This is a genomic window from Dolichospermum lemmermannii CS-548 (assembly GCF_028330815.1).
Taxonomy (GTDB): Bacteria; Cyanobacteriota; Cyanobacteriia; order Cyanobacteriales; family Nostocaceae; genus Dolichospermum; species Dolichospermum lemmermannii.
In genome coordinates this window covers 1-15,743 of the sequence record NZ_JAQMTJ010000197.1, presented here as the reverse complement: position 1 = coordinate 15,743, position 15,743 = coordinate 1, and the positions used below count along the sequence as shown (strand labels likewise).

The following is a 15,743-nucleotide window of genomic DNA, read 5'->3' as shown; positions in this document are numbered from 1 at the left end:
TTACTCTTTATACCAGCAATTTTAAAAATGTCTTCCTTCACGTTTGAAATTTTAACGATTTTGGTGCTAATTTTCGCTAATGGTGTATTTTCCATGTCGGAAATGGCCGTAGTCTCAGCCCGGAAAGTTAGACTACAGCAGTTAGCCAATCAAGGAGATATCAACGCAAGGGCTGCATTAAAACTCGCAGAATCTCCCAACCATTTTTTATCTATTGTCCAAGTAGGGATTACACTCATTAATATCCTTAATGGTGTCTTCGGTGGTGCTACCATTGCCAAAAGACTGGAAGAGTATGTGAAATTAGTCCCAGTTTTAGCGAATTATAGCAATGCGATCGCCTTTGGGGTAGTGGTATTACTAATTACCTATTTTTCCCTGATTGTCGGTGAACTCGTCCCCAAACGTCTGGCTTTAAATAACCCTGAAAAAATCGCGGCTTTAGTAGCTATCCCCATGGGGACTTTAGCAAAAATAGCTTCACCTATAGTTAAAATTTTGAGTGCTTCTACGGATTTGGTATTGCGAATTTTGGGAATTACACCCTCTGCTGAACCCCAGGTTACAGAGGAAGAAATTAAAATACTCATAGAACAAGGGACAGAAGCGGGGACATTTGAAGAAGCCGAACAGGACATGGTAGAGAGAGTTTTCCGGTTAGGCGATCGCGCCGTCACCTCTTTTATGACACCCCGTCCTGATATAGTTTGGTTAGACTTAGACGACTCTCCTGAAGAAAATCGCCACAAAATGGTGGAAAACGGCTATTCTCGCTATCCAATTTGTCAAGAAGGATTAGATAACGTCCTGGGAATTATTCCTGTCACCGACTTATTAGCGAGAAGTTTACGGAATGAACCCTTTGACTTAACACTAGGATTACGTCAACCCGTATTTGTCCCGGAAAGCACCCGCGGTTTAAAAGTTTTAGAATTATTCAAACAAACCGTTACACACATGGCTTTAGTTGTAGATGAATATGGCGTAATTCAAGGCTTAGTCACTCTTAACGACATTATGAGTGAAATCGTCGGTGATGTTCCCGCAGAACCAGGACAAGAAGAACCCCAAGCTGTACAACGGGAAGATGGTTCTTGGTTAGTAGATGGAATGTTAGGAATAGAAGAGTTTTTAGAACTATTTGATCTGGAAGAATTAGAAACTGAAGAAAGAGGAAATTATCAAACATTAGGCGGTTTTGTGATCACCCATTTAGGACGGATTCCCGCAGCCGCTGATCATTTTGAATGGGATAATATGCGGTTTGAAGTTATGGATATGGACGGAAATCGGGTTGATAAAGTGCTAGTTGTACCCAAAGGAATGGGTAATGGGTAATAATTACAATTCTTTAACAAAAATGGCAAAATCTGTAGTTAGATTCTAGCTATAATTTATGTAACCTTAATGCCGTTGATGTTTATGAACTTTCCTCTACAAATACAACGAAAGATAGAAAAATTAGCAAGCAGTCAGGGAATCTCAACGGAACAGTTTATTTTGCAAGCAGTTGCAGAAAAAATTGATGCTTTGACTCAGCAAATGGCTGAAGGAAATACGGAAATAAACTTACAAACAACTAATATAGTTCCTTCTAACCAAGCAAATGTATATCGAAAAGAGGGGATTTTGGTTGTAGATGCGGAATTATCAGAAAACTTTGGTTTTAATAAGTTTATAGATGAGTTGAGGGAAGAAGAAGCATCTAATCTTTCTCTCCTTTAGCAGCTAAATAGTTGTATTATTTACAGCAGTAATGTAAAATTTAAGTTGTTACCAGAAAAAATTATGTTTACGCAAGTTACACTTAAAAACTTTAAAACCCATAAGCTAACTACTATAGACCTTCATCCAGTCACCTTATTGATTGGTAATAATAATTCAGGTAAGTCTAATTTTCTAGAGGGCATACAACACTTCTGTCGGCTTGTAAAAGGAGGCCTTCCTAGAAATCCAAACAAACCAGTTAATCTCTACAGTGACTTATATGCTTATCGTTATAGACTAGCTACTGATAGATCAATGGGATTTACTATACATTGGCATAACTCCAATGGAAGTATTATTTATGAAATAGAATTGCATGAATATAGAAATTTTGAAAACCTTGTTAGTTGCAACTGCAATGAGAAAATCATAATTAGACTAGATAGTAATAATGAGGAAATAATTACAAGTGGAGATGATTATCCAAGCAATTTAATGGCTTTACAGAAAAAAATTGTAAATGACACATCTTTGCCAACAAGAGAAAAACAATTATGTAAAGACTTTTTTTTGGACTTTGTGAATACATATAGTTATCACTTCCAACCTGCTTTTCTTAAAGGTTTATTTGAAGATGATAAAATTCGTGATATTGATGAAATAGAAAAAAATGATTTCAATAAAATTCCTTGTGAATTAGGTAATACAGGTAGTGGTTTGCAAGCAGTAATTAAATATATTAAAGAAAAAGAAGAACGAACTTTCACAAGATTTATAGCCTTAATGAGACGATTTGAAAATAACTTTCAAGGTGTTCGTTATAATTATGATATTTCCAAACTATTTTGGCTGTTTGATTTTGGAAGAACAGGAATTGTAGAAGAATTTTTACCAGATTCTGTTTCAGATGGATTCATGAAAGCAGCAGCTATTAGTCTTCTCGCTTCTCTTTATAGACCCCCAACTCTGATTCTTTTAGAAGAGATTGAAAATGGTGTAAATCCTGGTAATATTCAAGAACTGATGCGTTGGATTTGGCAAATGACATCTCCAACTTCAGAAGGTTTCATATCTCAGTTTATCATTACTTCCCATAGTCCATCTGTTTTACGTGAGTTCCATAATCATTTAGATCATGTTTATACAGTTCGCTTAGAAAAACGTAATAGAACTAGTGATGTCAGAAATCTAAATACATCCCTGGAAACCCTTGTAGGTATAGGTACTGTAGAAGGTGATATAGTAGATGATGAAACTACAGGTAAAAAGATAGTTGAGATACCAAAGTATCAATTAGCAGAACTTTGGTATTCAGGAACAATTGGGTAATCAGGTAAAATATAATGCTAGAGAGAAATATAGCAATTGTTGGAGATGGTGCTACTGACAGGGCAATTTTTAGAAAAATCTCTGAGTGTATTTTATCTGACGGGGATCAAAATCATGTGACTCTTAATTATATTGAGTTAAGTCGGCAAAACATTCATGATGCTGTAGAAAGATATTGTAAAGAGGTAAATAAAATTAATAGTGGTTGCTATCTAACAGGTGAACAAGCTTCACAATTCAAAAAATCAGTGACAAACACTCTTTATACAGCCTTTACAGAGTTTGAAAAGGAAGTAGGACCAATTTGTAACCGAGATATTTTATTGCTCACTGCTGATACTGAACAGACGCTTTCCGCTCCTGATGACTACTTTAAAGACTGGAGATTCAGCATATCTAAGATATTAGTAGGAAGTATAGAAGAATTTTATCGAGCTAAGGCAAGAGACGGTTATACACACGAACATTTACCTGTAGTAGTTCCAGTCGTCACGTTTCCCTCAACTGAAATATTTATAGCTGCTGCTAAAATAGACCCCAAAAAATTAATTAAGGATGCTTATGGGAAGAAACCAGGAGAATTAAAAACTTTACTTTATGGTACTAAAGAACTTAAAACTCTTAGTGATGAAGACTTTAATAAAAAAGCATTAGATTTTATCAATGCAGAAAGTATAGGCAGGATTTTTCAGAATGTACCTGAATCTCGTACTTTTATTCAAACTTTATCTCTTGGTAAATATTGCATCTAAATTAATATTCAACTAAAATTTCCCTACTCAAAAAAAAATAACCCCCTCTACTATAAGTATGAGGGGGGTTTACAAAACTTAATATCCGCCTTCTTCTTCGTATTCCACCTGTCGTTCCTTGACCTTTTTGGGAATATTCACAGGCTTTGGTGCATCATCCCAAGCATCAGTTTCGAGATCATCATCATAGTCATCATACTGATCTGCGTAGGTCTTTTTAGCAGGCTTGGCTGCGGATCTGGGTGCTTCCTGATAACTATCTCTGACTGTTTCATCACTCCAGTTATCTTCTTCATCTTCATCATACTGAATTGACTCGTAGGAACGGGCTTTCATGACTTGCCGCTGGGGTCTTTCTTCCTCTACGTAGTCTTCTGTCCATTCCTCTTCCTGGGCTATGGGTTCAGGAATGCGAACTTTTGGCCGGGGTGCTTGGAGGGGTACACCGCTAGGTAATTGATTGCTGGGGGCAACTGTGCGGGGGGGCGTATAGCCAAATTCCTCTTCTGCATCTCGTTCCCAAGGGGCTTTACCAATTCCCAGCCGTTCTAAAACGCCTACGGTTAATTGGTTTACTCTTTCTTCAGCACCTTCAAACACAATTAAGCGACTCGGACCAGTGCTGACAACTTCATCTATGGACAGTTCATAGGTACTCAAAAACTGGTCAGGAATTTGCGGTAATCCCAAGGAGGCAATGACTATGGAGTATATTTTACCCGTTTCGCCATTAAATTTAAAGCCTCTCACCTTGCCTAAGACTTCACCTGTTTCGGTGATGACTTCCCAGTTCATCAGGTTACTGAGAATCTCTACTTCCACATCTTCGATGACATCCTCGTTATCAACTAAGATAACATCACCGATTTGGTTAATGGTGTTGAGATACATATTGCGAGGCAAACTAGAAATAGAGATGAGGCTGTCTCGCAGACTAAGTGCCACAACCTCTCTTTGATCAATATCAACCCAGATTTGACTCACGATACCTAACCGCTTACCGTTGTCGCGGGTGATTACCTGAGTGTTTAATATATCTGAACGTCTAACTATTTGTTCTGAAGTCATTCTATAGTTCTTCCTGTTCGCGTAGCGTGCCGTAGGCAATCTCGAATCCGGTTTATGTATATCACTATTTTTAACAGAAATTTGTCAGTTGTCAGTTGTCATTGGTAAGATGAATTTCTCTGGCCTTTCTTCCTCATTGTAAGTTGTCGTGCCAACAAATTCCACCATGATAATTTGATCTCAAACCTTCAAAAAATTTAAACTCAAATCCCTACCATACCTAGTTTATAGTCTTTGACTGTTCATAGCAGCATTGTCACATTTCCACCATTTCGACCTATTGTGGATCAATTAGGACAAATTCATACTTGGCTGTAGTGGATCTTACTTGCACCAATCTGGGACGAGTATAGCGATCGCCAGAAGGTAAGAATTTCACCACCTCTCCTGCTCCCTTTGTCGAAAAGTCTGGATTGCGGAGTGTTGCTTGTAGTTCGCTCCGTGTGCTGGCTTTTTCTAATCCCTGAATAATTGCCCGAGTCGCATCGTAAGCAGTCGCCGTCCGCCAGTTAACTTGACCACCCCAAAGCTTGGTTGCTTGTTTGGTAAAAACACTAGCCTTTTGCATTTGAGGATGCCAGACAACAGGCATTGTTAACCCATTAACATATCCTATACAACTATAACCCTTAATAAATTTGATGAGTATAAGCTTTATTACATCTAACTTGCATATTTTTGAATTGGGAAAAAAGCATAGCGTTGGCGATCGCTATATTGAAGCATAAAAATCAAAAATTATATCGCTGAAGCTCCTTCTCTCTGCCCCTGGAGCGTGTTAGCGAAGCGGGGCGAAGCCCGACAAATTCATCTCTTTAATCACCAACGCTATTTATTTTGTAATATTCCATGATTACCCATTACCTATCACCCATTACCCATGACCCAAATTAAACGTCTTCGGCAAAAATGAAGCGATATAACTCGCTAGGATCTGGTTCAGGGCTGCTTTGGGCAAATTTAACCGCGTCCTCAATTACAGCCTGAATTTTCTTTTCAATATCTTTGAGTTCTGCTTCTGTAGCTAGATTTTGTTCCAGCAAATAAGCAGCTAACTTTTTAATGGGGTCACGAGCAAACCAAAATTCTTTTTCTTCTTTGCTTCGCATTTCGTCTGGGTCAGCTAGAGAATGACCCCGGAAGCGATAGGTCAGAGCTTCAATTAAAGTTGGACCTTCTCCTGCACGGGCGCGGGCTACGGCTTCCTGAGCCACCTGACGCACTGCTAAAACATCCATACCGTCTACTTCCACACCCACCATGTTAAACACACTGGCTTTTTTGTAGATTTCTGGTTGGGAAGTTGCCCGTTCGTGAGACATACCAATTGCCCACTTATTATTTTCTACCACAAAGAGAATTGGCAATTTCCATAAAGCTGCCATATTCAATGTTTCAAAAAATTGACCGTTGTTAGCAGCACCGTCACCAAAGAAGCAAGCGGTTACTTGGTCGGCGGTTTTGTCTCCCAGCACTTCCCGACGGTATTTAGATTGAAAAGCAGCACCAGCAGCCACGGGAATACCTTCGGCTACGAAAGCATAACCACCTAATAGGCGATGTTCAGCCGAAAACATATGCATAGAACCACCGCGCCCTTTACTGCAACCTGTGGCTTTACCAAATAATTCTGCCATGACTTCTCGTGCGGGAACTCCGGCGCTTAAAGCATGAACGTGGTCACGGTAGGTGCTGGAAACGAAATCTTCACCGGGGCGCATTGCACCTTTGACAATGCCGCTACAAACTGCTTCTTGTCCGTTGTATAGGTGGACAAAACCAAACATTTTTCCTCTATAGTACATTTCGGCACATTTATCTTCAAATAAACGTCCTAATGTCATATCTTCGTATAAGCCCAATCCTTCTTCTTTGGTGATTTGGACTGTGGCAGTATTAAATGTGGGTAACGTGCGCTCTTGAGCCATGCTGGTGAAGTATCCCTATTGTAAAAGTTAAAGTTAAGTTGGTTTTAGATAACGTTAGCTATAAATTAGCCAGCGTTGACAAAACTAATTTATCAAGCCTCATTTTATAGGATAGCAATGAGGATAACTGGCTTTCTGCATAGCGATTAACAATTAAGTAAATTACTGGTTAGGAAATAACGAACAACGAACAACGAACAACTGACCACTGACCACTGACAACTTGAATTATTTGCCAATGATTTTGACTAGTCCAATCCCCCCAAAGTATAGTCCTAAAACCGCACCAGCTAAAAGACTTTGGGTCAGAGGATCGGTAGAAGGTGTCAGCACTGCTCCTAAAATTACTGCTGTCATAATTACATAACGCCAACCTTTCAACATGATTTGTGAGGAGACAATTCCCAAGGTAGCGAGCAAAATTTGAATAACTGGAACTTGAAATGCTAGTCCTGTGGTGAATAACAATAACAGCACAAAATCAAAATACTTATCAATTGACCAAAGTTGCTCAACAACATCAGCACCATAATTAATGAAGAATTGTAAAGCAGCGGGAATGAGTGCAATGTCAGCAAAAATTAAGCCGCATACAAATAATACGCTTGAACCTAGCACCACAGGGATGACTAAACGCCGTTCCCGCACGGTGAGGCCAGGAAGTACAAACTGGATAATTTGATAAAGAATGAAGGGAGTAGCCAGGATTAAACCACCGTAAGCAGCAACTTTCATGGAGACAAAGAAAAATTCTCCCGGAGCTAATTGCAGAAATTTAACGCCGTGAGCAGGAACTTCTAGTAGCTGTACTAGGGGTTTGACGAAAATAAAACAACCGATAATACCCACTACTACCACTATGAGGGCATAGAAAATTCTTTGCCGCAACTCCTCCAGATGGTCAAATATGGACATTTCCACTTCACCTGGTAATTCATCTAGCGGGTTAATAGATGGTTCTGGGTCTAAGCCGGGGGAATTTATGGTATCTACGTCTTGTGAAGAGGTCATGAGTAGGAAAAGTGGGAAACATTTGTTAGGCAATCTTCGTTCACTATTTTATAGGGAATCCGCTCGAAAACTTTTGAAGTTGTAAATAATTCACGAAAATAGCCGTATTTATTTTTGGTAGCATTTCTATTTTTATTTTTATTTTTACATTTGGACTTTAATTTTACATCTGTATTAATTAGCACAAAATTTACTTTGTGTATTTCTAAATTATTACTACTTGATACATAAGTATTAATTGCAGATCTTATATCCTTTTATGCAGTATTTTCTAGCTGTATAGCTTGTTAAATCTGGTTTTTTTATGCTTTAAAAAAAATACTCTAAATTTACGATTAAATACAAATGTACTTTAAATTACGTTCTGTTCTATGTTGACGGATAATATTTATATTTGTTTCTGGTCAAAAAAAGATTTTTTTATCCGGGATTTTCCCATAGTAAATGTATACGTATCAAGCACGTTATCTTGTGGTTAAATTAACTCTGCCAGGGGGGTAAGAGTGGATTTGGCCATCACAGATATAACTTTAATCTGTGAATCAATGAAAACAATAACTTGTTTATCTCAGTCTGGGATCAATCAAAGATGTAGTTTGGTAAAGCTAAATATAAATCTTGATTTACTCCTGTAATGACTAGACAAGGATATACTAATGCGCTTTAAGGTTGCATTCTTTGTAGTGTCTTATTTGAGACTATGAACAGATTTTTCTGGCAATTTTTAGAACTATTAGCTGATTAATAAGTTTTCACGATTGATCAAAATAATGTTGCTGATTACGCAATAGAAATCTGAATTGAATTTAGATATGAAAAAAACAATTGGTGTAGGACTAATGGTGTTGTCAGTTTATCTGTGCAATTCCAGTGCTTGTTTTGCAGGAAATAAGCTGTCTAGAGATAATGCTCAAGCAAGAATCGAAAATTATACTCAATCACAGTTAGTGGTTAAGGTCTCTGCTAGAGATGAGCCACAAGGAGATTGTTTACGTAAAGGTACATGCAAGGACTAATATTTTTTGATTACAAAGTAATATTTGTAACCGAGCTTAAATAATTAGCGTTAAGCGAGATTTATCAGATTATCAGATTTTTTCTCAACTTTCAATATTGGATATATTTTGGTTGGCTTCGGTAGAGGGAGTCATCCAGATGTTATCTATGCTTGTTTATCAGGGACTACTACTTTTTTGATTTTGTTCTGAATGTATTCAAGTAAATACTGATTTTGGATTTTCTTGCGTGAAGATGTGAAGAAAAATCTAAAATTAGTTATGTTTCTATACCTGGTTTTTGCGGATATGTTCGGTTTTCCACTGTAAAAGAGATTGTGACAGATCATGTTATGACCATTACAGCGTGAATTAATTTTTTATGCTTCTTAACTTAGAAAGATTTTATCAAGCTTGTAATCCTTCCCGGCCGTTGATGATTGAGAACGTAGACGACCGGATGTATTATATTGATTTTACTTCAGTCCGTGGGGGAAAAATTATTGAAGCTCTGCTGCGGACTATTACAAAGATTTCCCCAAATATACCAACCTGTCAATTATTTACGGGACATTTGGGCTGTGGAAAATCTACGGAATTGCTACGACTCAAGGCCGAGTTGGAAGCGCGAGATTTTCATGTTGTCTATTTTGAGTCTACCCATGTTTTAGAAATGGTAGATATAGATATTACAGATATTCTATTAGCGATCGCGGGTTTGGTCAGTGAAAACTTGGAAGGGATGAAACTGCGTGTCCAACCTAGTTACTTTACTAAGTTGTTTAGGGAGTTGGTAGATTTTTTGCAAACGCCTTTAGAATTGGGGGTAGAAGCGGAATTATCTGTGGGGATTGCCAAAATTACGGCGAAAACTAAAGAGAGTCCTCAGTTACGCAGACGGTTAAGAGACTATCTAGAACCACGCACAGAAAATATCTTACAATCAATTAATAAAGAGCTATTAGATCGGGCTAATTTGGAGCTAAAAGCCAGGGGTAAGAAGGGATTGGTGGTGATTGTGGATAACTTGGATCGAGTGGCGGTTCGTCCTTTACCGTCTGGGCGATCGCTACCAGAATACTTATTCATTGATCGAGGAGAACAATTAAGAAAATTGAATTGCCACATAGTTTACACAATTCCCTTAGCTTTGACATTTTCTAATGATAGTGCGGAACTACAACATCGTTTAGGAGGTGGAGTTGCACCGAAAGTATTACCAATGATTCCCGTGCGGCAACGTTCTGGAGAAATTAATACAGAAGGACTAGGATTAATGCGACAAATGGTATTAGCAAGAGCCTTTCCTGACAGATCACCAACAGATCGTTTAAATTTAGTTACCCAATTATTTGATCATCTAGATACTCTAGATCGTTTGTGTTTGATTAGTGGTGGTCATGTCCGCGACTTATTAGGGCTACTATTTGATTGTTTACGAGAACAAGATCCACCTTTTGACCGCAAATGTGTAGAATTAGTAATCCAAAGACAACGAGATTACCGGGCTAATGCCATTGATCTGGATGAAAGTGAATTAATCTTGCAGGTAATCCAAGATCAACGAGTTAGAGGCAATGTAGAGTACGATATTTTATTACGGAGTTTATTCGTATTTGAATATCGTGATCACCAGGGTGTTTGGTTTGCACTTAACCCAGTTTTAGCAGAAACCGAAAAATTTAAATTATGGTTAAAAGACAGCAAGCAGAGAATATAATCGCTGCTAATCAACAGTCTTTACGTAGTTTAGAAAGAGCAATTACCTTTTCTAAAAATCAGTTTTCAGTTATCTTGCTGTGCTGTAACTACGAATTTCTGCGAGATATAATCCGGCAACAACTAGCAATTAATGGTTGGGGAAATGAGCGTATTCAAAGTATTACTTTAGCCGAAAATACCACAAGTTTATATACCACAATTCAATCACAACTTACCATTAATCAACCTGCCGGATTAATGATTATGGGGTTTGAATCAATCTATGAAATAGATGATCTCCTGCGTTCTATTAATCAAGTCCGAGATGAATTTCGTAAACGTTATCAAATCCCCATGATTTTTTGGGTAAATGATGAAGTGTTACAGAAAATCCTGCGGTTAGCTCCCGATTTTGCCAGTTGGGCAGCTACACCAATTAGATTTGAAATGACTTCTATTGGATTACTAGAATTTCTCCACCAAGAAACTGACGATCTATTTACGAGAGTTTTACAAAGTAATTATGCACAAGGTAATCCTGTCACCTTAGAACAAGTATGGATTAGCAGTGATCAACTGCATTATGCAATTAAAGAATTGTATGATAGGGGGATTGAGATCGAAGCAGAATTAAATGCTAGGTTAGAATTTATTTTTGGCATAGATGATTATGTCAATAATCGGATTGATTCTGCCTTAAATAACTTTCAGAAAAGTTTGCGTTTTTGGCATCATCAAGAAAACTTATGGCTAACAGAATATGCAACTGATAGAACAGCAGAATTATCTGATTCATCCTATGCTGATCTTTTAAAACGGTCAATTTTATTATTTTATATTGGATTATGTTGCTGTCGTCTTGCCGAACAAAATCCCAAATCAAGAGAAAGATATTGGCAATCAGCTAAAACATATTTTCAGCAATGTTTACAAACATTTGAAATTGCTGGACGGATAGATTTAGTTTCGGAATTTATTGAACAATTATTAGAAGTCTTATATAGTTTAAAATCATGGACAGTATTAGAAGTTGTCGCTAAAAAATCCCTAGAATTACATCAAATATATGGTAGGAAAATTCAATTAGCTTGTGATTATGGTTTTTTAGCACAGGTAGCTGTACATAATTCCAACTGGATACAAGCTAGTATTTTAGCGCATATATCACTACTACAATTAGAAACAGAAAAAAATCACCCAGAATCAAATCATTATTTATTTCCTCTGATATTAGAACAAATTTATTTATTAACTTTAGCAGAAGCCCTCAATCATCTAGGACAAATAACGGGAGCAAAAGAATATATAAATGCAGCATCTCAACAACTGTCATCAGCTTTAGAAAACAGTGAACATAAATATGATGCCCATCGTTATATTCGCTTATTACATAATTTAAGATCATTATACTTTCAAGTAGGACACTATCTTCAAGCCTATATTATTAAACAAAAACTCCGTTCTGTAGAACAACAATATGGTTTTGTCCCCTTTATTGGGGCTGGACGGTTACAACCGCAAAGACAAGTCACCAACCCCACTTTAATATCTACATTTGCTAGTAATAGTATAGCCTTAGAAATTGCCGCTTCTGGTAGAGAATATGATGTTAATAACTTAATTGGGAGAATTAGTCGTGCAGACCAAAAATTAATAGTTATTCATGGACAGTCAGGTGTTGGTAAAAGTTCTACTGTTACGGCTGGCTTAGTTCCCGCACTGCAAAACCGGGCTGTTGGTGATCAAATTGCTGTACCAGTTGTCCTCCAAGTCTATACAGATTGGTTAGGAGAATTAGGTAAATCCTTTACCAAGGCCATGTTAGAAATGCAAAAAATATCAGCCATGGAAACAGAATTTAGATCTGATATTTCTATACCTACAACTATTAATAGTATTTTGCAAAAATTACGGAAAAATGCAGATAATCATTTAATTACAGTGTTAATTTTTGACCAATTTGAAGAATTTTTCTTTGGTGATACAGATATTCAGAAAAAACAAATATTTGATCAATTTATTAGTGATTGTTTAGGGGTATCTTTTGTGAAAGTTATTTTGACTTTGCGCGAAGATTATTTACATCGCCTTCTAGATTTCAAATGTCTTTCATCAATCGAAACAATTAATAATAATATTCTTGACAAAAATATTCGTTATCAACTTAATAACTTTTCTCCTGAAAATGCCAGAAAAATCATTCAGAAATTAACTGAACGTTCACATAATCAATCCCAACTCAAATTAGAACCAGATTTAATTGATGCGTTAGTTGCTGATTTGTCTTCAGAACTGGGCGAAGTTCGTCCGATAGAATTGCAATTAGCGGGCGCACAATTACAAGATAAATATATTACTACCCTTGCCCAGTATCAAGCATATCGTCCCAATAAGTTAATTGAAACATATATTCAAGAATTAATTAAAGAATGTGGAAAAGAAAACGAACGGGCTGCTCTCCTGGTTTTATATTTATTAACAGATGATCATAATAAAAGACCTTTTAAAACCCGGACAGAATTAACATTAGAACTCTCAGATTTAGAAGATCCTAGTAACTTAGACTTGATTTTAGATATTTTAGTTCGCTCCGGGTTAGTTGTGATATTTCCTAATGTTCCCGAACGCTATCAATTAATTCATGATTATTTAGTCAGCTTAATTCGTTATTTACAACAACAGGAATCTGGATTACAAACACAAATTAATACATTACGGGATCAGGTTAGAAATAGTTATCAAGAAATTGAACGGCTTAAAAGTGAATTAAGAAAAACTCAGAACGGCGTTAGTTTAGAACAGACACACCATTCACAAGGAGATAATTTACTGGCAGAATTAAGAGAATTACGAAAGCGAGAAGAAGCAAGTCAAATAGAAATTCAACATTTACGCACAGAATTAAAAGAAAAAGAGTTACTTGCAAAATTAGCCGATAGCCAAGAAAAACAACGTTTGGGTGCAATTAGATTAAATATTGCCCTGAAAATAGCCTTAACAGCTTCTATTATTGCTATGTTTGCCTTAACTACTTCTGTGATTACGTCCACAGATAGTGAAATGAAAACTCTAAGTGCATCTAGTGAGACTTTATTTGCTTCTCAAAAAGGTATTGATGCTCTCAAGGAAAGTTTGAAAGCAGGAAAAAAATTAAAAAAAACTCTATGGATAGATACTTCTACTCAAGAGAAGGTATTAACTGCACTATATCAAGCGGTTTATGGAGTCAAAGAACGTAATCGTTTAGAAGGTCATTTGTCGGGAATCAGAATGGTGACATTTAGTGCAGATAAATCTTTAATAGCTTCAGCTAGTGCAGATACAACAATTAAACTTTGGAGTCCTAATGGTCTTTTAATCAACACTTTATCAGGACATGAAGATGTAGTAAATAGTGTTATTTTTAGTCCTGATAGTCAAATGTTAGTTTCCGCTAGTCAAGACAAAACAATTAAACTTTGGAGTCGAAAAGGTAAACTACTCAAAACTTTACTAGGTCATACATCTATAGTGAATAGTGTAAGTTTCCATCCTGATGGTCAAATTATCGCCTCTGCAAGTACCGATAAAACCATAAAATTGTGGAATCAAGAAGGTAAACTACTAAAAACATTATCTGGTCATAAAGATGCTGTTTTAGCCGTAGCTTGGTCTAATGATGGGAAAATTTTGGCTTCTAGCAGTGCTGATAAAACCATAAAATTGTGGAGTAGCAAAGGTCAATTAATCAAAACTTTACCAGCCCATGAAGATGCTGTTTTAGCTATAGCTTGGTCTAGTGATAGTAAAATTCTGGCTTCTGCAAGTTTAGATAAAAAAATCAAATTATGGAATCAAGAAGGTCAATTACTCAAAACTCTTTCTGGACATAGCAACGGTGTTATTAGTATCAATTTTAGCAGCGACGGTCATACTCTAGCATCTGCTAGTATGGATGAAACAGTTAGAGTTTGGAGTATTGATGGTAATTTACTAGGAACTCTGCGAGGACATAATGGTTGGGTAAATAGTGTTAGTTTTAGCCCTGACCGACTAACTTTAGCATCTGCTGGTAGAGATAAAACTATTATTTTGTGGCGTTGGGATAGTCTAATTTTACCTAATCCCCAAGCCAATAATGATTGGGTAACAAGTATTAGTTTTAGTCCTGATAGTAATACTATTGCCGGTGCTTGTTTGGATAAAACAATCAAAATCTGGAATCGGGAAGGTAAATTACTCAAAAAATTCATAGCCCATAATGATCAAGTTTGGGCTGTAGCTTGGTCGCCTAATGGTAAAATTATTGCTTCTGCTAGTAAAGATAAAACTATAAAATTATGGCATCAAGATGGTAAATTATTAAAAACATTATCTGGTCATAATGATCTAGTTTTAGCTGTAGCTTGGTCGCCAGATGGTAAAATTATCGCTTCTGCTAGTAAAGATAAAACCATAAAATTATGGAATCAAGATGGTAAATTACTAAAAACTTTAAATGGTCATACTGATGCTATTAATTGGGTGAGTTTTAGTCCTAATGGTAAATTTCTAGCCTCCGCTAGTGATGATAAATCGGTAAAAATATGGACAAGTAATGGCGAAATGATCAAAAATTTAACTGGTCATACTCGGAGGGTAAATGGTGTAGCCTGGTCGCCTAATGGTAAATTATTAGCTTCTGTTAGTCTTGATAGTACGGTGAAAATTTGGAGTGAGAACGGTCAATTACAAAAAACCCTGATGGGGTATGGTGATGGTTTTATTAGTGCTAAGTTTAGTCCAGATGGTAAAACTCTAGCCGTCAGCAGTGATAATAAAATCAGGTTGTGGAATCAAGAAGGTGTTTTAATGATGGTTTTAAAAGGTGATGCAGAAGATCTAAGCAGCGTTAGTTTTAGTCCAGATGGTAAAATATTAGCGGGTGGTAGTGGTAATAGTCATGTAATTTTACGGAAGTTATCGGATATGACATTAGAAAGATTACTGGAAAGTAATTGCCATATATTAAAAAATTATCTACTATATAATCCAAACCTGACCAGAAGCGATGCCTATAAAGAGGAAAGTTATAGAACTTTATGTCAAAATAAGTAGGGGAATAATTAGGGCTTGCTGAAAAAGTCTTTTCCTGAGGGCTAGGAGTCAGGAGTCAGGAGTCAGGAGTCAGGAGTCAGGAGGAAGAATTAGAAGGAGAGAAGAATAGTCTCAAATTTCAGAAAGTGATAGGTTTTTAATGGTTTCAATCCTTATTCCTTGCACCTAATTCACTT

At 36.7% G+C, this 15,743-nt stretch carries 10 protein-coding genes; 6 read left to right on the top strand and 4 right to left on the bottom strand.

Translation table 11 applies throughout. The features are described from left to right. Nucleotides 1-27 precede the first annotated feature (27 nt). The 4 genes from PN450_RS12855 (at nucleotide 28) to PN450_RS12840 (ending at nucleotide 3,788) form a co-directional block, all read left to right on the top strand. Nucleotides 28-1,338, top strand: coding sequence for a hemolysin family protein (locus PN450_RS12855; RefSeq protein ID WP_148760026.1), 1,311 nt, complete (start codon nucleotides 28-30; stop codon nucleotides 1,336-1,338). Nucleotides 1,339-1,422: 84 nt separating this feature from the next. Beyond that, complete coding sequence (locus PN450_RS12850) at nucleotides 1,423-1,725, top strand: hypothetical protein (protein WP_148760028.1); 303 nt, start codon at nucleotides 1,423-1,425, stop codon at nucleotides 1,723-1,725. Nucleotides 1,726-1,788: 63 nt separating this feature from the next. Further along, nucleotides 1,789-3,036, top strand: a complete 1,248-nt coding sequence (locus PN450_RS12845) for an AAA family ATPase (protein WP_148760030.1) — start codon at nucleotides 1,789-1,791, stop codon at nucleotides 3,034-3,036. A 14-nt stretch (nucleotides 3,037-3,050) separates the two neighbouring features. Continuing rightward, nucleotides 3,051-3,788, top strand: a complete 738-nt coding sequence (locus tag PN450_RS12840) for a hypothetical protein (protein WP_271836574.1) — start codon at nucleotides 3,051-3,053, stop codon at nucleotides 3,786-3,788. A gap of 78 nt (nucleotides 3,789-3,866) precedes the next feature. On the opposite strand, the gene PN450_RS12835 is transcribed toward PN450_RS12840, so the two are convergent. The 4 genes from PN450_RS12835 to tatC all read right to left on the bottom strand — a co-directional run bounded on the left by PN450_RS12835 (nucleotide 3,867) and on the right by tatC (nucleotide 7,795). Further along, entirely contained in the window at nucleotides 3,867-4,856 is a 990-nt protein-coding gene (locus PN450_RS12835; protein WP_271820351.1) for a PRC-barrel domain-containing protein, read from the bottom strand. Nucleotides 4,857-5,133: 277 nt separating this feature from the next. Beyond that, entirely contained in the window at nucleotides 5,134-5,448 is a 315-nt protein-coding gene (locus PN450_RS12830) for an ABC transporter substrate-binding protein (protein WP_148760034.1), read from the bottom strand. 298 nt (nucleotides 5,449-5,746) lie between these two features. Then, nucleotides 5,747-6,784 carry a pyruvate dehydrogenase (acetyl-transferring) E1 component subunit alpha gene (pdhA, locus tag PN450_RS12825; protein WP_015083169.1) on the bottom strand — a complete coding sequence of 346 codons (1,038 nt, stop codon included), beginning with the start codon at nucleotides 6,782-6,784 and terminating at the stop codon, nucleotides 5,747-5,749. Between the two features lie 228 nt (nucleotides 6,785-7,012). Continuing rightward, entirely contained in the window at nucleotides 7,013-7,795 is a 783-nt protein-coding gene (tatC, locus tag PN450_RS12820; RefSeq protein ID WP_148760038.1) for a twin-arginine translocase subunit TatC, read from the bottom strand. 1,377 nt (nucleotides 7,796-9,172) lie between these two features. On the opposite strand from tatC, the gene PN450_RS12815 reads away from it, so the two are divergent. Together PN450_RS12815 and PN450_RS12810 are read left to right on the top strand one after the other, a co-directional pair. Then, entirely contained in the window at nucleotides 9,173-10,510 is a 1,338-nt protein-coding gene (locus PN450_RS12815) for a P-loop NTPase fold protein (protein ID WP_148760040.1), read from the top strand. Further along, nucleotides 10,480-15,567: a WD40 domain-containing protein gene (locus PN450_RS12810; protein WP_271836573.1), complete on the top strand. Its 5,088-nt coding sequence runs from the start codon at nucleotides 10,480-10,482 to the stop codon at nucleotides 15,565-15,567. Before PN450_RS12815 ends, PN450_RS12810 begins: the two co-directional genes overlap by 31 nt. The last annotated feature ends 176 nt before the right edge of the window (nucleotides 15,568-15,743 follow it).